The sequence below is a fragment of the Polynucleobacter sp. MWH-Aus1W21 genome (genome assembly GCF_018687275.1).
Lineage (GTDB): Bacteria > Pseudomonadota > Gammaproteobacteria > Burkholderiales > Burkholderiaceae > Polynucleobacter.
Genome location: NZ_CP061287.1, coordinates 21,399 through 43,108 on the forward strand (window position 1 = coordinate 21,399; position 21,710 = coordinate 43,108).

A 21,710-nucleotide genomic window follows, 5' to 3' on the forward strand; every position below is an offset into this window, starting at 1 on the left:
AAAGCGGAGAAATGCGATGAGTAACGGAAATATCGTGCAGTGTATCGGTCCAGTGGTGGACATTCAGTTCCCACGCGACAAAATGCCAAACATTTATGATGCATTGACATTAGTTGAAAGCAGCGAAAAATCATTTGCTGAAAAAGGCTTGACCTTTGAAGTTCAGCAACAAATCGGTGACGGCGTAGTTCGCGCGATTGCCATGGGCGCAAGCGATGGTTTGCGCCGCGGTATGGAAGTGAAATCTACAGGCAAGCCAATTTCTGTGCCAGTTGGTCCAGCAACTTTGGGCCGTATCATGGACGTTTTGGGTCGCCCAATTGACGACGCAGGTCCGATCGCTACTGAAGAGCGTCGCGCTATTCACCAGCCAGCGCCTAAGTTTGATGAGCTCTCACCTTCTGTTGACTTGCTCGAAACCGGTATTAAGGTTATTGACTTAGTTTGCCCATTCGCTAAAGGCGGTAAGGTGGGCTTGTTCGGTGGTGCGGGTGTTGGTAAGACCGTGAACATGATGGAATTGATTAACAACATCGCTAAGCAGCACTCTGGTTTGTCAGTGTTTGCTGGTGTTGGTGAGCGTACTCGTGAAGGTAATGACTTCTACCACGAGATGAAAGAATCTAACGTTATCGACAAAGTGGCAATGGTGTTTGGTCAGATGAACGAACCTCCAGGCAACCGCTTGCGCGTTGCGTTGACTGGTTTGACAATGGCTGAAGCATTCCGTGACGAAGGCCGTGACATTTTGTTCTTCGTTGACAACATCTACCGTTACACATTGGCCGGTACTGAAGTTTCTGCGTTGCTCGGTCGTATGCCTTCTGCTGTGGGTTACCAACCTACATTGGCTGAAGAGATGGGTAAATTGCAAGAGCGTATTACTTCTACTAAGACTGGTTCTGTTACATCTATTCAGGCCGTTTACGTTCCTGCGGATGACTTGACCGACCCGTCACCAGCTACAACCTTCTTGCACTTAGACTCCACAGTTGTGTTGTCACGTGACATCGCTGCATTGGGTATTTACCCAGCGGTTGATCCATTGGATTCAACCAGCCGTCAGCTCGACCCACAAGTGGTTGGTCAAGAGCACTATGAAGTTGCTCGTGACGTACAGATGACATTGCAGCGCTACAAAGAATTGCGCGACATTATTGCGATTTTGGGTATGGATGAATTGTCCCCAGAAGACAAATTGGCTGTATCACGTGCTCGTAAGATTCAACGTTTCTTGTCACAACCTTTCCACGTTGCTGAAGTGTTTACTGGTTCACCAGGCAAATACGTTCCATTGAAAGAAACTATCCGTGGCTTCAAAATGATCTGCAGCGGCGAATTGGATCACTTGCCAGAGCAAGCGTTCTACATGGTGGGCTCAATTGATGAAGCCATCGAGAAAGCCAAGAAGCTTTAATCTAGGGAAATTATGTCAACCATACGCGTCGATGTAGTAAGTGCTGAGCAGTCTATTTTCAGCGGGGAGGCTAAGTTTGTTGCACTTCCTGGCGAAAGTGGTGAGCTCGGCATTTTGCGCGGCCACACTCCTTTGATTACACGTATTCGTCCAGGCTCAGTTCGTATTGAAAAAGCTGATGGTGACGAAGAGTTTGTATTCGTAGCAGGTGGCTATTTAGAAGTTCAGCCAGATCACGTTACTGTATTAGCGGATACCGCTATTCGTGGGCATGATCTTGATGAAGCTAAAGCTATTGAAGCCAAGAAACGTGCCGAAGAAGCGATGCAAAATCGTGGCACTGACTTTGATTTGGCCTTGGCCCAGTCTGAGTTTGCAATGGCAGCTGCGCAGTTGGCTGCAATTGCTCGTTTCCGTCGTAAAAAGTAACAGCCGGTCATCTCCTTGCTGTTAAACGATCGGTTTTTAAAGGCCTGCCTGGGCGAAGCGGTTGATCAAACACCGCTTTGGCTCATGCGCCAAGCCGGCCGCTATCTCCCTGAATACAACGCTACACGCGCTAGAGCCGGAAGTTTTCTAGGGCTCGCAAAAAATCCTGCTTATGCTACTGAAGTAACACTTCAGCCTTTGGATCGCTATCCATTGGATGCGGCTATTTTGTTCTCCGATATTTTGACCATTCCCGATGCAATGGGATTGGGTCTGAAATTTACGGCTGGCGAAGGCCCAAGCTTTGAGCACCCCCTTCGCACAGAAGAGGCGGTTAAGAAATTACGTGTAGCTGATATGGATCAGCTCAAATATGTTTTTGATGCCGTCTCTGAAATTCGCAAAGCATTGATGCAGGATGGTAAGCAACGCGTCCCATTGATTGGCTTCTCCGGAAGCCCATGGACATTGGCTTGCTACATGATTGATGGCTCCAGCGCAGATGATTTCCGTCATGCCAAAACCATGATGTTTAGCCGCCCTGATTTGATGCAACACATATTGGATATCAACGCACAATCTGTTGCCGACTATTTAACTGAGCAAGTAAAAGCTGGTGCACAAGCATTGATGATTTTTGATACCTGGGGCGGGATGCTTCCAGATGGTTGGTATCAAAAGATGTCTTTGGCGTCTATGCAAAAAGTGATTGCTTTGTTGCCTCGTGAGCATGAGGGTAGAAAAATTCCGGTGATCATGTTTACTAAAGGTGGCGCAATTTGGCTCAATGATATGGCGCAAGTTGGTGCCGACGTGATTGCAATTGATTGGACTATGTCACTTAGTCGCGCAAGAAAACAATTGCTCGCTCTGAATAAGCCGTTGGCATTGCAAGGCAATCTAGATCCGCTAATCCTGTTTGCAGAGCCAAAACAAATCGCGGAACAAGCAAACCTTCTTCTTGAAGATTTGGCGGGCGCACCAGCCCTTAAATCTGGTTTACATCCTTTAGATGGCCATGTGTTTAATTTGGGCCACGGCATTTCTCAGTTCACCCCTCCTGAGAGCGTCACCGCACTGGCAGAAGCCGTCATTAATCGCTCTAGGGCACTTAGGGCAAAGTCGTAATACTAAGTGATCGCTAACTTGCTGCCAAAATTTTTAGTGAAAGTTATGCACAGTTAGCAACAAAATTCGAAATTCAGTGAGATTGCGATTAAAGATGAAAATTCACTTTCGAATACCTATATAAGTTATTGATAAATATAAGAAATTACCAAAAAGCTTTAAAAGGGTGCAAAAACGGAAAGCTGATAAATTAGCTTATAAATCAGAATCCTTGGATGATATCCACAGACTTATCCACAAGCAAAATAGAGATTTGAAGTAAATCATGCCCTCTCCAATCGTAGTGCAAGTTGTTGTTGATAAGCCCCTTGCCCAGGGCTTTGACTACTTATGGGATGAAGCATCATTAGGGGGGCAGCCAGAGGTTGGGGCAGTAGTAGAGGTTCCATTTGGGCGCAGCAAGCTGGTTGGGATTGTAATAAAAGTAAGTGCTTACTCTGACTATGATATCGATAAATTAAAAGGGGTAACCAGGGTCGCCCCGCTGCCCCCATTAGATCCTGCTGTTTTGCGCTTGATGAACTTTGCAAGCCAGTACTACATTCATGCCCTTGGTGAGACCATCATTCCCACCATTCCGCAGATGTGGAAAAAGTCCGATGACTGGGAAAAAATTCCTAAAAAGTTAGTTGCTGCCGGAGAAAAGCAAAAGAAAAAAACCAAACAAGAAGTTGTTGAGAGATATGTAGACGAAGATAATTTAAACGAAGGACAAAAACTCGCATTAGAAAAATTGCGCGCTTGCCCTTCGAATGAATTCAAAGCAATTCTTTTGCAAGGACAAACAGGTAGCGGAAAAACTGCTGTATTTCTAAATTGGCTGAGTGGAATATTGAAGGATGCAAGCGCACAAGTGCTGCTCTTGGTTCCTGAAATAAATTTAACGCCACAGTTAGAGCGCAGAGTGCGCGCATATTTCCCAGATAAAAAAATGGTTGTACTTCACAGTGGCGTTAGTGAAAAGGTCAGAGGAATTGCATGGCATGAAGCAATGACTGGCAAAGCACAAATCATTTTGGGCACACGCTTGGCAGCATTAACACCCCTACCCAACTTACGCGCTATCGTTGTAGATGAGGAACATGACCCATCCTATAAACAGCAAGATGGCATTCGTTATTCTGCGCGCGACCTTGCAGTTTGGCGCGCTCATGACCTTAAGGTGCCAATCTTGTTAGCATCTGCAACGCCATCGCTTGAAACATGGATGGCTGCTAAAGCGGGACGCTATGAATATATTCGCTTAGATCAACGCGCACAAGGCGCAAGCCTTCCCAAAGTACATTTGGTGAACACGCGAGATCCACAAACACAATTTAGCCCTGGTGATATTGAGAGGCCAAAATCCAAGAGCCTAATCACTAAAACGCTTGCGCATGCAGTAAGTCAGAATTTAGAAAAACGGCAGCAGAGTTTAATTCTTATCAATCGACGTGGTTATGCGCCGGTATTAAGCTGTAGCGCATGCTCATGGCTTTCTAAATGTGAGCAATGTAGCTCATACATGGTGCTTCATAAGGCTGGCGCTTTAGCTAGGAAATCCGTTTTAAGTTGCCATCACTGCGGACTGGCGAAGAATATCCCGAATCATTGCCCTGAGTGCGGCAATGCTGATCTCAAGACCCTAGGGCAAGGTACCCAAAAGATTGAAGACTCTATTGAAGAGATGTGGCCAAGTGCCAGAGTGTTGCGAGTGGATACGGATTCAAGTAGAAAGAGTAAAGGTGCTGAAGAGCTCTTTCAGGAAATACATCAGGGAAATGTTGATATTGTTGTTGGTACCCAAATGATCGCCAAGGGGCACGATTATCAAAATATTGGTTTGGTTGCCGTATTGGATGCCGATAGCAGATTGTTTTCACAAGACTTTAGGGCGGCAGAAAGATTGTTTGCCCAACTGGTTCAGGTGGCTGGTCGCGCGGGGAGATCGGGCAAAGACGGAGAAGCGGGTGGCGCAATTTATATCGAAACTCAATTTCCAGAGGCTGCAGTTTTTCAGTTCTTACTGCGCCACGACGTAGACGGTTTTTTATCCTACACGGCAAACGAAAGAAAAGAAGCTGGCTTGCCGCCATTTGCATATCAGGCATTAGTTCATGCTGAGGCCAAAAGTCTTGATAAGGCAATCCAGTTTTTGAGCGTTTTGAAGGGCTATTTAAAGTCTAGCGGCCTTATAGCCAATGGGCTCAGAGTCTACGACCCCGTTCCCAAGGCGATGATGCGAGTGGCAGGTTCAGAGCGTGCTCAGCTCCTGGTGGAGTCTGATGATCGTAAAAACCTACAAGAAATTTTAGAGGTGATGGATCGCTATTTGCGGGAGAATTCTCAGGGGCGCATTAGCAAGGAAGGTCGCATTCGTTGGCTCATTGAGCGCGACCCTATTTCTATCTAATTTTTAGGCTCCAGGCCCTGCGTTATATTTTTCTAAAGTTAAGAGCTGGTTTAAATCAGAGGCAAGAGTGTCATCGGATGTGGGTTTGATTTTGAAAAGCCATACGCTGTAAGGCTTTTCATTGACAAGCTCAGGTGATGCATCCACTTCTTCATTGAGCGCAACAATTTCACCGCTCACGGGGGCATGAATATCGCTTGCTGCTTTTACTGATTCAATCACTGCAATAGCTTCACCCTGCTTTACTTGTTGGCCAAGCTTTGGCGCCTGAAAGAACATTACATCACCAAGAGCTTCTTGGGCGTGGTTGCTAATGCCAACCCAAATTAGCCCATCATCTTCCTGGTCGGCCCATTCGTGAGTTTCTGCAAATTTAAAAGTATCTTGGCTGTTCATTGTTTTATCCTTTAGGCACATTTTATGCCCACTCTCATAAAATGATTGATCATCAAATATATGAATTTATCTGCTGGATATATATGCCAATCAAATTAGGAATTGTTCCCGTTACCCCTTATGAGCAAAATTGCTCCATCTTGGTTTGCCAAGAGACAGGCGATGCTGCGGTGGTAGATCCCGGTGGAGATATTGACAAGATCCTTGAAGGCGTTAAGCAGATGGGCGGAAACGTAAAAAAGATCTTACTAACTCATGGGCATCTTGATCATTGCGCAGCCGCTAAAGACTTGGCTGATCAGCTGGGCGTGCCTATTGAGGGGCCGCAGGAAGATGAGCGATTTTGGATTGATCAATTACCAGAGCAAACAGTGCGCTTTGGTTTTGGACACGCCAAAGTTTTTGAGCCTGATCGTTGGTTAAATAATGGCGATCATGTAAAAGTTGGCAATGTTGATCTTGAAGTATTTCATTGTCCCGGTCATACCCCAGGACACGTTGTATTTTTTGACAAGGAAGATCGTTTGGCAATAGTTGGAGATGTTTTATTTGCAGGCTCTATTGGCAGGACAGATTTTCCGCGTGGCAACCATGCGGATTTAATTCATGCGATTAAAACTAAATTGTGGCCCTTGGGAGATGATGTTCAGTTTGTGCCGGGCCATGGACCAATGTCGACATTTGGTCAGGAGCGAAAAACGAATCCCTATGTTGGGGATCGCGCTTAAAACTTTTTACTACTAGTGATATTAGGTTTTTGCTGAACCAGTACGATGTGTACGGTTGTATAAACAGCTAGCGCAGATCCAGCGTTGCTTACGATTGCTTGTCGGAATCCATGTGCCACCCTCAAGTCGTTTTTCACGGCTGCAAGAAGAGCAAAATTTAAGGCTCTGAGAGGTTTCTTGGGTAGCTGCTGGAGTCGAGGTAGTCATTGGCAATCCGGGTAAGGCAAATCTATACAGAAAATCTATTTTACCCGTTTTGTCCCGCTGGAGCTGGGCTTAGGACAACTCTGACTGAATCGGCCGTTTTATTGCCGTCAAAGTCTAGCCAAGCCTTGTTTTCAAAGTCATAAAGCTTGCACTTGCGCGCAGTATCGAAATACCAGCCCCAAGAGAACTTTTGTACAAAAATGCGCTCTGGAAGGATGGTTTCAAGAGTCTGCTGGGCTTCTGGCAGGCGATAAAGCGGTACGCTCATGTCCACATGGTGCGCTGTGTGCTCCATGATGTGGTGCATCAATTTGCCCCAAATCCAGTTAAAAGTCAGATGAACGGTGGTGGAGACGAATGGCTGAGCACGTAACCACTCAGATTTTTTGTCGTACCAAGAGACTTTTGGATGAGTGTGGTGTACGTAGACCACAAAACCGATCATGCCGTTCCAGAATAAGAATGGAACTGCGAAACCAGTGATTAAACCAATCCAAATAGATTGACCAGTTGCGATGGCGCCAGCAATTAAACAAGCAATCCAAACAATCGCAAATGCGGTAACGAGCAAATTATCTTTTAGGAAAATTGGGCGATCACCCGGTTTGTTTTTAGCATTTGGGAAGTACTCGCGTCTCCACCAAATTTCAATTAAGTAGTAGAAAACAGGGCCCCAGCCGCTACGATAAAGATGCTCCAAAGCCTTACGCCATGGGGGAAGCGCGTCATATTCTGATTTTGATAAAGGCGCCCAAACGAAGTCAAATCCCTTCAGATTTGTTTGTCCGTGATGCACAACGTTATGACCAACGTCCCACAAGCTATATGGTGTGAGTGATGGTAAGAACGCAATGCGACCTAAAACTTTATTAAGCTCACGATTGGGTGTGTAGCTTTGGTGACATGCATCGTGACCTAGAATAAAAATGCGTCCCGTTACAAATCCTGCGATGAGACCAAATACAACTTTAAGCAGAACGCTCTCAACAAATATAGTACCTGCTATGCAGCCGAGCCACAAAAGGGCGTCTATTACTAGGAGCATGATTGCGCGCCCAGTTTCGCCTTGTGCCATTGGAATTAACCAGCTTCGAATGATTTTTCGATGCGGTAATGGCGCCTCTGGCGGCAAGGGGTTAGTCAATGAGGGCTCTGAAAGGGCGGAATTTAGATGTGTAGACACGATAAGAATCAATAAGTTAGGTGGAAATGATAGCGGTTTTCGCAATTTCCCGCATGATGTAAGTCAAAAACCCCTTTGTTTTTGGCGCGCCCGGCAGGAATCGAACCTGCGACCCTTGGCTTCGGAGGCCAATACTCTATCCACTGAGCTACGGGCGCCAGTGAAAATCTGGCTACCCCTCTATTGTAAGTGCCTATAACCCTACTCTCTAGTTATAATCACGGCAAAACAACCCTAAAACCCGTCAAACGATAAATTCTTATGAGCAACGAGCACGGAAGTCTGATTAAGTCCCCAAAACAACTCATCATCATGGTGTTTGCAAGCTTTTTTGTGCCACTCATCATCATTTTATTGCTGATGGTGTTTGTGAACAACGGCAAGCGTAGCGATTCTGCTGCAAGCGCTGAGCAATTGATTAAGCCAGTGGCGCAGTTGAACTTTAAAGACGCTAGCACCCCTAAAGAGCTTCAAACAGGCGAGCAAGTTTATAAAGCGGTTTGCGCAGCATGTCATGCAAGCGGCGCTGCGGGTGCCCCTAAATTTGGCGATGCCGGTGCATGGGCGTCACGTTTAGGTAAGGGCTATGACGGCTTGCTAGCATCTGTAATTAAAGGTAAAGGCGCTATGCCTGCTCGTGGCGGAGCTGCTCCTGCTGATGTGAGCGACTATGAGTTGGGTCGTGCGGTTGTGTATATGGCAAATTCTGCTGGTGGCAAATTACCAGAGCCAAAAGCACCAGCCGCTCCTGCGACAAAATAATTTTTTTGCGCTGATTTAAAAGCTGGCTATATGCCAGCTTTTTTATTTCTGCTTATTCGTTTTTTGCATCCAAGGCGATTTGGTAAGCCTCTTTTTTTGTAAGTCCTAGAGTTTGCGAGAGAACTGCAGCAATTTCTTTGCTACCCATGTAAGGGCTTAGCGCGTTTGCCCATAACAGCAGCGACGCATGTTCAGGCGTCTCGTCGCCCTTGGCTGAGCGAGCTGCAACCACGATCACAAATTCGCCCCTAAGACTCTCTGCGCCCTCAAGCCAGCTACTAACATTGTGTGCCTCAAGAGAAATAATTTCTTCAAATTTTTTTGTTAACTCGCGACAAATTAAAAGTTGACGATCAGGTTCAAGATGATTTGCCAATAGCGCTAACGTCTCTTTGATGTGGTGTGGCGATTCAAAAAAGATGCTTGCTTTTTTGCTACTCGAAATATCTTGCAAAAAGATGTCGCGATCTTTTGTTTTGTTCGGCCAAAAACCTAAAAATTGAAAGCGCCCTTCTGAGCCATACATCACAGACCCCGCCGCTGAAATCGCCCCGGATACTGCGCTTGCACCAGGAATGGGTATTACCCGCAACCCGGCTTTTTGAACTTCACTTACAAGTCTTGCCCCGGGGTCAGAAACGCCTGGTGTGCCTGCGTCTGAGATATAGGCCCAACGTTCGCCATTTGTGAGGTGCTGAATAACTGTTTGAGCTCCACTGATTTCATTGTGCTCATGAAGCGCTAAACATTTTTTATGGATACCAAATTGCTGGAGTAACGCTGCGCTATGCCTGGTGTCTTCACAGGCAATTCCATCCACGGCATTTAATACGTGTAGGGCGCGTAAAGTAATGTCACCCAAATTACCAATAGGTGTGGCGACCATGTAAAGAGCCCCAGCGGGTAAATCCTGCTGCTTTAAAAAATCAAATGAGCCAAGTTCCATGGGGTTTGCCTGAAAAAGTTAAATAATTAGTAAGAGAATACGTTGCTTTTGGGATGACCCGATTGCCGCTGAAATTAGCCTATCTTTGGCGCATAATATTGATATGGAAAAAGATCTCAATGAACGTTTGCGCAAGCGCGCCTCCCAACATTTTTTAGATAGCATTGCGGTAAAGCAAGAGGCCGAGAAAGTGCTGCCTGATTTTGTTGCTGCTGGCGTGTTGGCAATGGTGGAGTGTTTACGCGCCGGAGGCAAGGTTATGGCTTGCGGCAACGGCGGTTCGGCGGCCGATGCACAACACTTTGCTGCTGAGTTGATTGGCCGCTTTGAAAGAGAGCGTCAAGAGCTGGCGGCGATTGCTTTGACAACCGACACCTCCATACTCACTGCAGTTGGAAATGATTACAGCTTTGACGAAGTTTTCAGCAAACAAGTTCGTGGGCTTGGAAAAAAAGGTGACATTCTTTTGGGAATTTCAACTTCTGGAAACTCAAAGAACGTTGTTAAAGCAATTGAAGCTGCAAAAAAGATGGGCATCAAAACTATTGCGTTGACCGGTAATGGCGGTGGAAAAATTGCGCAATTGTTAGATAAAGATGATATTCATTTATCCGCGCCATCAACTCGAACTGCGCGCATCCAGGAAACCCATTTGGTTTTACTGCATGCCTTGTGCGATGGCGTAGATCATGTTTTGCTTGACTAAAATTTATTGAAACTCAACACAGAAAATATCCCAATGAAAATTTCCGCTATCGCCAAGTTATTTGTTGCACTATTAATCGCATCGCAGTTAACAGCATGTGGTGTGCTTGCAGTAGGCGGTGTTGCAGCTGGCTCTACCGTCCTGGCCGATCGTCGCACCCCTGGCGTTCAAGCCATTGATAAAGGCATTGAACTTGAAGCAGGAAACGTATTAGCTAAGAAATTTGGGGATAACGCACACATTAATGTCACTTCGTTTAATCAAAAAGTGTTGCTGACCGGAGAGGTTAAGAATGCTGATATTAAGAACGAGGCTGGTGCCTATGTAAAGGCGATGAAAAACGCGCGCTCCGTATTTAATGAATTAATTATTGGACCAAATAGTAGCTACACATCTCGCGCAAATGACTCTTATCTCGAGTCGAAAATTAAAACCCAAATGATCTTCACTGAGCAGCTGCCATCTAATTCTATGGTGATAGTTGCTGAAGGAAGTAGCGTTTATCTGATGGGCATGTTGACGCAAAACGAAGCAGATATTGCTAAGAAAGTAACCAGCAATACGAACGGCGTAAAAGATGTTTATGTTTACTTTGACATTATTTCTCAAGAAGAAAAAGCACGTTTAGAAAAGCAAGGCAAGGCGGACCAATCACAACCTAGCAGTCCTCCAAAGTTTCAGTAATTTTTTGAATCTTGGTGATGTTTAAAAAGCGAGTCACTTCGAAAAGATTTTTTTTGTTTGCTGTGCTCGCCTACTGTATACCAATCGCACACGCAAGCGCTGAAGATGAAAAAGCATTTTCCATTGCTAAACAAAATGCATGTTTAGGTTGTCATGCAATTAATAAAAAAATTGTTGGCCCAAGCTTTCAAGCAATCGCAGAAAAATATAAGAGCGATGCAAATGCTCAAACGTTTTTAAAAAACAAAATCAGCAAAGGCGGGTCTGGATCTTGGGGCGTGGTGCCTATGCCGGCTAATACAAAACTAAACGACGCGGACTTATCTGCATTGGCCAGCTGGATATTACGCGGCGCACCCAATAAAAATTAATGCAGAGTTAGTTAACGTGCAAGCCCAGGCCTACCTAAGAACCACCACCACGCTTGATTAGAGCGCTTGAGGTTTTGTTTTAGTGCGTAATCCATATCGGCCCACTGTTCATTTGCGGCTTCTTCCACAATGGTTGCGGGACTCGCGGGCGGCAACTTAAGGCAAGCGTCAGCATCGCCGTAAGCGTACTCAACTGTCATTCCAGCCTTTTGTGCCAAATGCATCATCGCCTTATTGTTTGCAAGGCAGTGAACATACAGTGTTTCAATGCGGGTATTGCGTGAGTGCACGGAAGAGCGCTGCAATAGTGCTGTTCCCAGGCCCTGTGAGCGCCCTTCTGGCAATACTGACACACCAAATTCAGCGGCGCGCGCTTGGCCCTTATGCTCTGGTAGATAGGCTAAATGGGCCATGCCAATGAGCTTCAGGTCTAAATCAAACACGCCGAAAATAGCATCCTTATTGAAATCTAGATTCTCAACATAGTGACGAATGACTTCATCAGGAGTTTGAGTCCCAAAGCGTAAGCGCCTATCTTCATCATTTAGCTGTAGTAAATGATTCAATATCTCTTCTCTGTAGCCCGCATGAAGTTCGCGAACGGGCACAGTCTGCCCTGCCGAATATGGGCTCGCAGGTAAGTGACTATTCGCTAATTTAGTGTGCATGGCAACATTTTAACAGGGATAGGGAAAAAATTCAGGGTTTTCCCTAATGTGTGGCTTATGCGCAATAAGGGATGAAATTGGTGGTCAAAAATCGACTGAATTCATGCCTTGAATTCAAAAAAGCCTAAAAAAATAGAAATTTAAGAAAAAAGTTGAAAATTTTTTTCAAAACTAAGTGCTTGTTTTTATTGAACTTATTTTTTTAATAGGAAAAAACCCTGCCTTTTTTAAGAAAAAGACTACGAAAGGTGTTGACGACCCAAAATAAGTGCGCTATAGTCTCACCTCTCTGCTGAATGTTATTTGAAATACAAAACAAGTCAGCCCTCTTTAAAAATTAGTCAACCGATAATTGTGGGTACTAAGTGAAAGCATCCAGTCCTTCGGGACAGATGTAAATAAATAGTACTCATAGACAGTAAAAAGATTTGGTTTTATTACCAAGTCAATTTCTTGAATGAGTGCGACGATCCGCAAGGATCACAGGAATTGAACTGAAGAGTTTGATCCTGGCTCAGATTGAACGCTGGCGGCATGCCTTACACATGCAAGTCGAACGGCAGCACGGGTGCTTGCACCTGGTGGCGAGTGGCGAACGGGTGAGTAATACATCGGAACGTACCTTATCGTGGGGGATAACGCAGCGAAAGCTGTGCTAATACCGCATACGCCCTGAGGGGGAAAGCGGGGGATCGAAAGACCTCGCGCGATTAGAGCGGCCGATGCCTGATTAGCTTGTTGGTGGGGTAAAAGCCCACCAAGGCGACGATCAGTAGCTGGTCTGAGAGGACGATCAGCCACACTGGGACTGAGACACGGCCCAGACTCCTACGGGAGGCAGCAGTGGGGAATTTTGGACAATGGGGGAAACCCTGATCCAGCAATGCCGCGTGAGTGAAGAAGGCCTTCGGGTTGTAAAGCTCTTTTGTCAGGGAAGAAACACCGGCTCTAACACAGTCCGGGAATGACGGTACCTGAAGAATAAGCACCGGCTAACTACGTGCCAGCAGCCGCGGTAATACGTAGGGTGCGAGCGTTAATCGGAATTACTGGGCGTAAAGCGTGCGCAGGCGGTTATACAAGACAGGCGTGAAATCCCCGGGCTTAACCTGGGAATGGCGCCTGTGACTGTATAGCTAGAGTGTGTCAGAGGGGGGTAGAATTCCACGTGTAGCAGTGAAATGCGTAGATATGTGGAGGAATACCAATGGCGAAGGCAGCCCCCTGGGATAACACTGACGCTCATGCACGAAAGCGTGGGGAGCAAACAGGATTAGATACCCTGGTAGTCCACGCCCTAAACGATGCTGACTAGTTGTTCGGGATTTACATCCTGAGTAACGTAGCTAACGCGTGAAGTCAGCCGCCTGGGGAGTACGGTCGCAAGATTAAAACTCAAAGGAATTGACGGGGACCCGCACAAGCGGTGGATGATGTGGATTAATTCGATGCAACGCGAAAAACCTTACCTACCCTTGACATGTCACTAACGAAGTAGAGATACATTAGGTGCTCGTAAGAGAAAGTGAACACAGGTGCTGCATGGCTGTCGTCAGCTCGTGTCGTGAGATGTTGGGTTAAGTCCCGCAACGAGCGCAACCCTTGTCTTTAGTTGCTACGCAAGAGCACTCTAAAGAGACTGCCGGTGACAAACCGGAGGAAGGTGGGGATGACGTCAAGTCCTCATGGCCCTTATGGGTAGGGCTTCACACGTCATACAATGGTGCATACAGAGGGTTGCCAACCCGCGAGGGGGAGCTAATCTCAGAAAATGCATCGTAGTCCGGATCGTAGTCTGCAACTCGACTACGTGAAGCTGGAATCGCTAGTAATCGCGGATCAGAATGTCGCGGTGAATACGTTCCCGGGTCTTGTACACACCGCCCGTCATACCATGGGAGTGGGTTTTGCCAGAAGCCGTTAGCCTAACCGCAAGGGGGGCGACTGCCACGGCAGGGTTCATGACTGGGGTAAAGTCGTAACAAGGTAGCCGTATCGGAAGGTGCGGCTGGATCACCTCCTTTCTAGAGAAAAGATGCTGGATCTATAGTGCCCACACTTATCGGTTGACAATAAAAGCCACGGGTCTGTAGCTCAGCTGGTTAGAGCACTGTGTTGATAACGCAGGGGTCGTAGGTTCAAGTCCTACCAGACCCACCACCAGCCAGAAACAAACTTAGTGGACGTTGGGGGATTAGCTCAGCTGGGAGAGCACCTGCTTTGCAAGCAGGGGGTCGTCGGTTCGATCCCGTCATCCTCCACCAACTTATAAATGTCAAAACTAAGCGATTGTTAATTGTTTAGTTTTGCCATTTATGGCTGTTCTTTAAAAATTTGAGTAAGCAAAGTGTCAAATGTTTCTTTGAGAGGACATTTGACAATGTAATAAGGGTAAAGATTGAATCATCAATCAGTAATACAAACGAGTTTTACCAAGTTCTTAACAAAGTACTTACAGTTTGGATTACGGCAAACATGTCAGAAGTAGAAGTAAACCTGTAACAGGTACTAGCAATGGTGCTCGTTATAGGATCAAGTGAATAAGTGCACATGATGGATGCCTTGGCGATTACAGGCGACGAAAGACGTTATAACCTGCGATAAGCCCCGGGGAGCTGGTAAATAAGCTTTGATCCGGGGATTTCTGAATGGGGAAACCCACCACTTTTGTGGTATCCATACCTGAATACATAGGGTATGAGAAGCGAACCTCGTGAACTGAAACATCTAAGTAGCGAGAGGAAAAGACATCAACCGAGATTCCCAAAGTAGTGGCGAGCGAAATGGGAAGAGCCTTCTAGTGATAGCTCAGTAATTAACAGAATGGAATGGAAAGTCCAACAATAAAGGGTGATAGTCCCGTATGTGAAAATTATTGGGTGGTACTAGGCTAGAGACAAGTAGGGCGGGACACGTGAAATCCTGTCTGAATATGGGGGGACCATCCTCCAAGGCTAAATACTCGTAATCGACCGATAGTGAACAAGTACCGTGAGGGAAAGGCGAAAAGAACCCCGGGAGGGGAGTGAAATAGATCCTGAAATTGTGTGCATACAAACAGTAGGAGCCTCGTAAGGGGTGACTGCGTACCTTTTGTATAATGGGTCAGCGACTTACATTCAGTAGCAAGCTTAACCGAATAGGGAAGGCGTAGCGAAAGCGAGTCCGAATAGGGCGCTAGTTGCTGGGTGTAGACCCGAAACCAGTTGATCTATCCATGGCCAGGTTGAAGGTGCGGTAACACGTACTGGAGGACCGAACCCACTAACGTTGAAAAGTTAGGGGATGAGCTGTGGATAGGGGTGAAAGGCTAAACAAAACTGGAAATAGCTGGTTCTCTCCGAAAACTATTTAGGTAGTGCCTCGTGTATCACTGTAGGGGGTAGAGCACTGTCATGGTAGTGGGGTCCATTGCGGATTACTGCGCCATAGCAAACTCCGAATACCTACAAGTGCAAGCACGGGAGACAGACATCGGGTGCTAACGTCCGGTGTCAAGAGGGAAACAACCCAGACCGCCAGCTAAGGTCCCTAATATATGCTAAGTGGGAAACGAAGTGGGAAGGCTAAAACAGTCAGGAGGTTGGCTTAGAAGCAGCCATCCTTTAAAGAAAGCGTAATAGCTCACTGATCGAGTCGTCCTGCGCGGAAGATGTAACGGGGCTAAGCATATAACCGAAGCTGCGGATCACAGCAATGTGATGGTAGGAGAGCGTTCTGTAAGCCTGTGAAGGTGTCTTGTAAAGGATGCTGGAGGTATCAGAAGTGCGAATGCTGACATGAGTAGCGATAAAGGGGGTGAAAAGCCCCCTCGCCGTAAGCCCAAGGTTTCCTGTTCAACGTTCATCGGAACAGGGTGAGTCGGCCCCTAAGGCGAGGCAGAGATGCGTAGCTGATGGGAACAAGGTTAATATTCCTTGACCATTGTTAGATGCGATGGGGGGACGGATCGCGGAAAGTTGTCCGGGTGTTGGAAGTCCCGGTTCTTGCGTTGGAGATGGCTATTAGGTAAATCCGGTAGCGTAATTCAAGGGCGTGAGACGAGCGAATTTATTCGCGAAGCAATTGGAAGTGGTTCCAAGAAAAGCCTCTAAGCTTCAGTCTAACAAGACCGTACCGCAAACCGACACAGGTGGGCGAGATGAGTATTCTAAGGCGCTTGAGAGAACTCAGGAGAAGGAACTCGGCAAATTTGCACCGTAACTTCGGGATAAGGTGCGCCCTTGTAGTTTGACCGTGAACAACGGAAGGACGAAAGGGTTGCAATAAAAAGGTGGCTGCGACTGTTTAATAAAAACACAGCACTCTGCAAACACGAAAGTGGACGTATAGGGTGTGACGCCTGCCCGGTGCTGGAAGATTAAATGATGGGGTGCAAGCTCTTGATTGAAGTCCCAGTAAACGGCGGCCGTAACTATAACGGTCCTAAGGTAGCGAAATTCCTTGTCGGGTAAGTTCCGACCTGCACGAATGGCGTAACGATGGCCACACTGTCTCCTCCTGAGACTCAGCGAAGTTGAAATGTTTGTGATGATGCAATCTACCCGTGGCTAGACGGAAAGACCCCATGAACCTTTACTGTAGCTTTGCATTGGACTTTGAATCGGTCTGTGTAGGATAGGTGGGAGGCGTTGATAACAGGATGCTAGTTCTGTTGGAGCCAACCTTGAAATACCACCCTGATTTATTTGAGGTTCTAACCTTGGCCCGTTATCCGGGTCGGGAACAGTGCATGGTAGGCAGTTTGACTGGGGCGGTCTCCTCCCAAAGTGTAACGGAGGAGTACGAAGGTACGCTTGGTACGGTCGGACATCGTACCTAAAGTGCAATGGCAAAAGCGTGCTTAACTGCGAGACCGACAAGTCGAGCAGGTGCGAAAGCAGGTCATAGTGATCCGGTGGTTCTGTATGGAAGGGCCATCGCTCAACGGATAAAAGGTACTCTGGGGATAACAGGCTGATACCGCCCAAGAGTTCATATCGACGGCGGTGTTTGGCACCTCGATGTCGGCTCATCTCATCCTGGGGCTGTAGCCGGTCCCAAGGGTATGGCTGTTCGCCATTTAAAGAGGTACGTGAGCTGGGTTTAAAACGTCGTGAGACAGTTTGGTCCCTATCTGCCATGGGCGTTGGAGATTTGACGGGGGCTGCTCCTAGTACGAGAGGACCGGAGTGGACGTACCGCTGGTGTACCTGTTGTTTCGCCAGAAGCATCGCAGGGTAGCTATGTACGGAAGAGATAACCGCTGAAAGCATCTAAGCGGGAAACTTGCCTGAAGATGAGATCTCCCGTAGGTTTAACCTACATAAAGGGTCGTTGAAGACCACAACGTTGATAGGTCGGGTGTGGAAGTGCAGTAATGCATTAAGCTAACCGATACTAATTGCCCGTTAGGCTTGATCCTATAACCAGCACTATTGTGTTGGATGTTTGCCAGATTTAATCTGCATCCTTAATTACATGCTTACTCAAATAGAGTTGTTGATGATTAATCAGCAACTCAACCCTCTACGCCCGGTGACCATAGCGAATTGGAACCACTCCTTCCCATCCCGAACAGGACAGTGAAACGATTCTACGCCGATGATAGTGCGGATTACCCGTGTGAAAGTAGGTAACTGCCGGGCACCAATGCGACGCCCAGACCCTTTTAGGTCTGGGCGTTTTTACTTGTGCAAAGCGTTTAGAGTGATTGACAGAAACTCCATTTGGAGTCAGAATATTGGGTTCGCGGAGGGGTGTCCGAGCGGCTAAAGGAGGCAGACTGTAAATCTGTTGGCTACGCCTACGTAGGTTCGAATCCTACCCCCTCCACCAGATGTGCGGGATTAGTTTAATGGTAAAACAGCAGATTTCCAATCTTCGGTCAAGAGTTCGATTCTCTTATCCCGCTCCAGAATTTGTTGCATTAGATTTCGCCCATGTGGCTCAGTGGTAGAGCACTCCCTTGGTAAGGGAGAGGTCGGCAGTTCGATCCTGCCCATGGGCACCATGTTAGGTTTTATTAATTGTGTATTTCGTGTTTGGTTTAAGAGTTAACTAAAGGCAGATTAAAAATGGCAAAAGAAAAATTCGAGCGGACAAAACCGCACGTAAACGTAGGCACCATCGGTCACGTTGACCACGGTAAAACCACATTGACAGCAGCAATCGCAACCGTGCTTTCTAAAGCATTCGGTGGCGAAGCTAAAGCATACGATCAGATCGATGCTGCTCCAGAAGAAAAAGCACGTGGTATTACGATTAATACTGCGCACGTTGAGTATGAGACTGCAAATCGTCACTACGCTCACGTTGATTGCCCAGGACATGCTGACTACGTTAAGAACATGATTACTGGTGCTGCTCAGATGGACGGCGCAATTTTGGTTTGCTCTGCTGCTGACGGCCCAATGCCACAAACTCGTGAGCACATCCTCTTGGCACGCCAAGTTGGCGTTCCTTACATCGTGGTGTTCTTGAACAAGTGCGACATGGTTGATGACGCTGAATTGTTAGAACTCGTTGAAATGGAAGTTCGTGAGCTTTTATCTAAGTACAACTTCCCTGGCGATGACACACCAATCATCCAAGGTTCTGCTAAGTTAGCTCTTGAAGGCGACGAAGGCAAATTGGGTAAAGAAGCCATCATGAAATTGGCTGAAGCACTTGACTCATACATCCCAACTCCAGAGCGTGCTGTTGACGGCGCGTTCTTGATGCCAGTAGAAGACGTGTTCTCTATCTCCGGTCGCGGTACTGTTGTTACAGGCCGTATCGAGCGCGGTATCGTTAAAGTTGGCGAAGAGATTGAAATTATCGGTATCAAACCAACACTCAAGACCACTTGTACTGGTGTTGAAATGTTCCGCAAATTGCTCGACCAAGGTCAAGCAGGCGATAACGTTGGTATCTTGTTACGCGGTACAAAACGTGAAGAAGTTGAGCGCGGCCAAGTATTGGCTAAGCCAGGTTCAATCACTCCACATACTCACTTTACAGCCGAGGTTTACATCTTGGGTAAAGACGAAGGTGGTCGTCATACTCCATTCTTTAACAACTATCGTCCACAGTTCTACTTCCGTACTACGGACGTAACTGGTTCAATCGAGTTGCCAAAAGACAAAGAAATGGTAATGCCTGGTGATAACGTCACGATTACCGTAAAACTCATCGCTCCTATCGCGATGGAAGAAGGTTTACGTTTTGCGATCCGTGAAGGTGGCCGTACTGTTGGCGCCGGCGTGGTTGCAAAGATTTTGGCTTAAGTAGTAAGTTTTGATGCGTTTTTATAAAGGGGTGTAGCTCAATTGGCAGAGCGTTGGTCTCCAAAACCAAAGGTTGGGGGTTCGATGCCCTCCGCCCCTGCCACGATTTGAACTGAAAGCAATATGTCTCAACAAACAGCAAGTCATTCTGAAGAAAAAAGCAGCTGGGTCTCCGGACTCGCTGCTTTAATCGTTGTCGCCGCGCTAGTGCTTTACTACACGCTGGTTGACCAGTCTATGTTGGTGCGCTTGGCTGTTTTATTTGGTGGCATTGCTGTGGCAGTTTTAATTGTGGCAATTTCACCGGATGGGCGTCGTTTTATCGCCTATGCAAAAGATTCTTGGTATGAAGTAAAAAAGGTTGTTTGGCCGACTCGTAAAGAGACCACCCAGATGACTCTAGTCGTATTTGGCTTTGTTCTGATCATGTCCTTGTTTTTGTGGATTGCAGACAAATTGATTGAATGGCTAGTTTTTTCAGTCTTTTTGGGCTGGAAGTGAGTAAAAAATGACTGATTCTGAAGTAGCTGTAAATCCACAAGCTACCGGCAATATGCGCTGGTATGTAATCCATGCTTATTCCGGAATGGAAAAAAGCGTGAAAAGAGGCCTCGAAGAGCGTATTGGACGTTCTGGTATGCCTGAAAAATTTGGTCGTATTTTGGTTCCATCCGAAGAGGTTGTGGAGATCAAGTCCGGCACAAAATCAGTTTCTGAGCGTCGTTTCTTCCCAGGATATGTCCTGATTGAGATGGAAATGACCGATGAGAGCTGGCATTTGGTGAAAAATACGCCAAAAGTGACTGGTTTCGTAGGTGGCGTTCGTAACCGCCCAAGCCCTATTTCTACTGCTGAAGTAGCGAAAATCATGGATCAAATGCAGGCCGGGGTAGATAAGCCTAAGCCTAAGACCCTATTTGAAGTTGGTGAGATTGTGCGTGTTAAAGAAGGCCCATTTGTTGATTTCAACGGAAATATCGAAGAAGTCAATTATGAGAAGTCAAGATTACGCGTTTCTGTTACAATTTTTGGCCGCGGTACCCCAGTTGAGCTGGAGTTTGGCCAAGTAGAAAAGATGTAAAAACAAGGACTTAGTCCAGTTTTGCAGTGCAGCAGTAAAAGAAGTTTTAGATGGTTATTTAGTTTTTTGTATTTAACCGAGGAGCGGAGCTAGAAAGCCAAAAACTAGCGAAGCGTTTACTCAACAGCGGTCTTTCCTAATGAGGTTAGGCGCGCTTTAAGGAGCAACACATGGCAAAGAAGATCATTGGCTTTATTAAGCTGCAGATCCCTGCAGGAAAAGCAAATCCATCACCTCCCGTAGGTCCAGCATTGGGTCAACGCGGCCTCAACATTATGGAATTCTGTAAGGCGTTTAATGCTCAAACTCAGAGCATGGAACCTGGCCTGCCAATTCCAGTCGTGATTACAGCGTTTGCTGATAAGAGCTTCACATTCATCATGAAGACTCCTCCAGCAACCATCATGATTAAGAAGGCTGCGAAGATCGAAAAAGGATCACCACGTCCACATACAGACAAGGTGGGTTCAATTACTCGTGCTCAAGCGGAAGAAATCGCTAAAGCAAAAATGCCAGACTTGACAGCAGCCGATATGGACGCAGCTGTTAGAACTATCGCTGGTAGCGCCCGTTCCATGGGCATCACTGTGGAAGGTCTCTAATCATGACTAAGTTATCTAAACGCGTTAAAGCAATTCAATCTAAAGTTGATCGCAATAAGTTTTATTCATTAGACGATGCATTGAACCTCGTTAAAGAGTGTGCAACTGCCAAGTTTGATGAGTCTATCGACGTTGCAGTTCAGTTGGGTATTGATGCTAAGAAATCTGACCAAGTTGTGCGTGGCGCAGTAGTGCTCCCAGCTGGTACAGGTAAGCATGTTCGTGTTGCTGTTTTTGCACAAGGCGAGAAAGCTGAACAAGCTAAAGCTGCTGGTGCTGAAATCGTTGGCATGGAAGATCTTGCTGAACAAATTAAAGGCGGCAAAATTGATTTCGATATTTTGATCGCATCTCCAGACACAATGAAAATTGTTGGTACTTTAGGTCAAGTATTGGGCCCACGTGGTTTGATGCCGAATCCAAAAGTTGGAACAGTTACTCCTGACGTTGCTACTGCAGTTAAGAATGCAAAAGCTGGTCAAGTTCAGTTCCGTGTGGACAAAGCCGGTATCGTGCACGCAAGCATCGGCCGTCGTTCATTCGAGCCAACTGCATTGAAATCCAATTTGCTCGCATTGCTTGAGGCTTTGAATAAAGCAAAGCCACCTGCATCTAAGGGCATCTATTTAAAGAAGGTTGCCGTAAGCAGCACCATGGGTGCAGGCGTACGCGTAGACCAAGCATCGCTACAGGCAGCAGCTTAATTAGCCTGTAGCAAAAAAGAACTTTGGGTCGGCTCCTGCTCTTTGAGTGAGAGTCGAAC

The 21,710-nt window shown here is 46.6% G+C and carries 19 protein-coding genes, 7 tRNA genes and 3 rRNA genes; 23 read left to right on the top strand and 6 right to left on the bottom strand.

The genetic code is table 11. The features are described 5' to 3' along the window. The first annotated feature begins 16 nt into the window (after nt 1-16). The 4 genes from atpD to priA all read left to right on the top strand — a co-directional run bounded on the left by atpD (nt 17) and on the right by priA (nt 5,366). The gene (atpD, locus tag ICW03_RS00115; protein ID WP_215348167.1) at nt 17-1,417 is read left to right on the top strand and encodes a F0F1 ATP synthase subunit beta; all 1,401 of its coding nucleotides are present in this window, start codon (nt 17-19) and stop codon (nt 1,415-1,417) included. Nucleotides 1,418-1,429: 12 nt separating this feature from the next. Continuing rightward, nucleotides 1,430-1,846 carry a F0F1 ATP synthase subunit epsilon gene (locus tag ICW03_RS00120; protein ID WP_068320066.1) on the top strand — a complete coding sequence of 139 codons (417 nt, stop codon included), beginning with the start codon at nt 1,430-1,432 and terminating at the stop codon, nt 1,844-1,846. A 9-nt stretch (nt 1,847-1,855) separates the two neighbouring features. Further along, the gene (gene hemE, locus ICW03_RS00125) at nt 1,856-2,974 is read left to right on the top strand and encodes a uroporphyrinogen decarboxylase (protein ID WP_215350049.1); all 1,119 of its coding nucleotides are present in this window, start codon (nt 1,856-1,858) and stop codon (nt 2,972-2,974) included. A 265-nt stretch (nt 2,975-3,239) separates the two neighbouring features. Continuing rightward, a complete protein-coding gene (priA, locus tag ICW03_RS00130; RefSeq protein ID WP_215348168.1) occupies nt 3,240-5,366 on the top strand; it encodes a primosomal protein N' in 2,127 nt (708 codons plus the stop codon). Between the two features lie 3 nt (nt 5,367-5,369). Here priA and gcvH read toward each other — a convergent pair whose 3' ends face one another. After that, the gene (gcvH, locus tag ICW03_RS00135; protein ID WP_251374414.1) at nt 5,370-5,762 is read right to left on the bottom strand and encodes a glycine cleavage system protein GcvH; all 393 of its coding nucleotides are present in this window, start codon (nt 5,760-5,762) and stop codon (nt 5,370-5,372) included. An 83-nt stretch (nt 5,763-5,845) separates the two neighbouring features. Here gcvH and ICW03_RS00140 point away from each other — a divergent pair, with 83 nt between their 5' ends. Continuing rightward, entirely contained in the window at nt 5,846-6,490 is a 645-nt protein-coding gene (locus tag ICW03_RS00140) for an MBL fold metallo-hydrolase (protein WP_371819885.1), read from the top strand. A gap of 21 nt (nt 6,491-6,511) precedes the next feature. On the opposite strand, the gene ICW03_RS00145 is transcribed toward ICW03_RS00140, so the two are convergent. The 3 genes from ICW03_RS00145 to ICW03_RS00155 all read right to left on the bottom strand — a co-directional run bounded on the left by ICW03_RS00145 (nt 6,512) and on the right by ICW03_RS00155 (nt 8,038). After that, nucleotides 6,512-6,697, bottom strand: coding sequence for a hypothetical protein (locus ICW03_RS00145; protein WP_041396810.1), 186 nt, complete (start codon nt 6,695-6,697; stop codon nt 6,512-6,514). Nucleotides 6,698-6,737: 40 nt separating this feature from the next. Further along, nucleotides 6,738-7,889 (bottom strand): fatty acid desaturase, encoded by a 1,152-nt coding sequence (locus tag ICW03_RS00150; protein ID WP_371819927.1) that lies wholly within the window; start codon nt 7,887-7,889, stop codon nt 6,738-6,740. A 73-nt stretch (nt 7,890-7,962) separates the two neighbouring features. Beyond that, nucleotides 7,963-8,038: transfer RNA gene (locus ICW03_RS00155), tRNA-Arg, on the bottom strand. Nucleotides 8,039-8,141: 103 nt separating this feature from the next. Here ICW03_RS00155 and ICW03_RS00160 point away from each other — a divergent pair. After that, the gene (locus tag ICW03_RS00160; RefSeq protein ID WP_215348170.1) at nt 8,142-8,642 is read left to right on the top strand and encodes a cytochrome c5 family protein; all 501 of its coding nucleotides are present in this window, start codon (nt 8,142-8,144) and stop codon (nt 8,640-8,642) included. Nucleotides 8,643-8,694: 52 nt separating this feature from the next. On the opposite strand, the gene rsmI is transcribed toward ICW03_RS00160, so the two are convergent. After that, on the bottom strand, nt 8,695-9,588 hold the full coding sequence (rsmI, locus tag ICW03_RS00165; RefSeq protein ID WP_215348171.1) for a 16S rRNA (cytidine(1402)-2'-O)-methyltransferase: 894 nt from the start codon (nt 9,586-9,588) through the stop codon (nt 8,695-8,697). A gap of 103 nt (nt 9,589-9,691) precedes the next feature. Between rsmI and ICW03_RS00170 the strand changes: the two genes are divergently transcribed. From ICW03_RS00170 to ICW03_RS00180, 3 genes are all read left to right on the top strand, one after another. Next, nucleotides 9,692-10,294, top strand: coding sequence for a phosphoheptose isomerase (locus tag ICW03_RS00170; RefSeq protein WP_215348172.1), 603 nt, complete (start codon nt 9,692-9,694; stop codon nt 10,292-10,294). Nucleotides 10,295-10,327: 33 nt separating this feature from the next. Then, nucleotides 10,328-10,978 (top strand): BON domain-containing protein, encoded by a 651-nt coding sequence (locus ICW03_RS00175; protein ID WP_215348173.1) that lies wholly within the window; start codon nt 10,328-10,330, stop codon nt 10,976-10,978. 62 nt (nt 10,979-11,040) lie between these two features. After that, nucleotides 11,041-11,349 carry a c-type cytochrome gene (locus ICW03_RS00180; protein WP_251374516.1) on the top strand — a complete coding sequence of 103 codons (309 nt, stop codon included), beginning with the start codon at nt 11,041-11,043 and terminating at the stop codon, nt 11,347-11,349. An 11-nt stretch (nt 11,350-11,360) separates the two neighbouring features. On the opposite strand, the gene ICW03_RS00185 is transcribed toward ICW03_RS00180, so the two are convergent. After that, nucleotides 11,361-12,017: a GNAT family N-acetyltransferase gene (locus tag ICW03_RS00185; protein ID WP_215348175.1), complete on the bottom strand. Its 657-nt coding sequence runs from the start codon at nt 12,015-12,017 to the stop codon at nt 11,361-11,363. A gap of 491 nt (nt 12,018-12,508) precedes the next feature. Between ICW03_RS00185 and ICW03_RS00190 the strand changes: the two genes are divergently transcribed. The 14 genes from ICW03_RS00190 to rplA all read left to right on the top strand — a co-directional run bounded on the left by ICW03_RS00190 (nt 12,509) and on the right by rplA (nt 21,651). Further along, nucleotides 12,509-14,041 (top strand): 16S ribosomal RNA (locus tag ICW03_RS00190). 59 nt (nt 14,042-14,100) lie between these two features. Then, a tRNA-Ile gene (locus tag ICW03_RS00195) sits at nt 14,101-14,177 on the top strand. Nucleotides 14,178-14,205: 28 nt separating this feature from the next. Further along, nucleotides 14,206-14,281, top strand: a tRNA-Ala gene (locus tag ICW03_RS00200). A gap of 266 nt (nt 14,282-14,547) precedes the next feature. Further along, nucleotides 14,548-17,421 (top strand): 23S ribosomal RNA (locus tag ICW03_RS00205). A 109-nt stretch (nt 17,422-17,530) separates the two neighbouring features. Beyond that, a 5S ribosomal RNA gene (gene rrf / locus ICW03_RS00210) occupies nt 17,531-17,644 on the top strand. The 16S, 23S and 5S rRNA genes sit together here with 5 tRNA genes alongside, the layout of an rRNA operon. 105 nt (nt 17,645-17,749) lie before the next feature. Then, nucleotides 17,750-17,834 (top strand) — tRNA-Tyr (locus ICW03_RS00215). A 5-nt stretch (nt 17,835-17,839) separates the two neighbouring features. Further along, nucleotides 17,840-17,913, top strand: a tRNA-Gly gene (locus tag ICW03_RS00220). A 21-nt stretch (nt 17,914-17,934) separates the two neighbouring features. Beyond that, a tRNA-Thr gene (locus ICW03_RS00225) sits at nt 17,935-18,009 on the top strand. Nucleotides 18,010-18,073: 64 nt separating this feature from the next. Then, entirely contained in the window at nt 18,074-19,264 is a 1,191-nt protein-coding gene (gene tuf, locus ICW03_RS00230; RefSeq protein ID WP_215348176.1) for an elongation factor Tu, read from the top strand. 27 nt (nt 19,265-19,291) lie between these two features. Further along, a tRNA-Trp gene (locus ICW03_RS00235) sits at nt 19,292-19,367 on the top strand. A gap of 20 nt (nt 19,368-19,387) precedes the next feature. After that, nucleotides 19,388-19,765: a preprotein translocase subunit SecE gene (gene secE / locus ICW03_RS00240; protein WP_215348177.1), complete on the top strand. Its 378-nt coding sequence runs from the start codon at nt 19,388-19,390 to the stop codon at nt 19,763-19,765. 7 nt (nt 19,766-19,772) lie between these two features. Beyond that, entirely contained in the window at nt 19,773-20,345 is a 573-nt protein-coding gene (gene nusG, locus ICW03_RS00245; protein WP_215348178.1) for a transcription termination/antitermination protein NusG, read from the top strand. A 170-nt stretch (nt 20,346-20,515) separates the two neighbouring features. Then, the gene (rplK, locus tag ICW03_RS00250) at nt 20,516-20,947 is read left to right on the top strand and encodes a 50S ribosomal protein L11 (RefSeq protein ID WP_068320088.1); all 432 of its coding nucleotides are present in this window, start codon (nt 20,516-20,518) and stop codon (nt 20,945-20,947) included. Between the two features lie 2 nt (nt 20,948-20,949). After that, nucleotides 20,950-21,651, top strand: a complete 702-nt coding sequence (gene rplA / locus ICW03_RS00255) for a 50S ribosomal protein L1 (RefSeq protein WP_215348179.1) — start codon at nt 20,950-20,952, stop codon at nt 21,649-21,651. Nucleotides 21,652-21,710 lie beyond the last annotated feature (59 nt).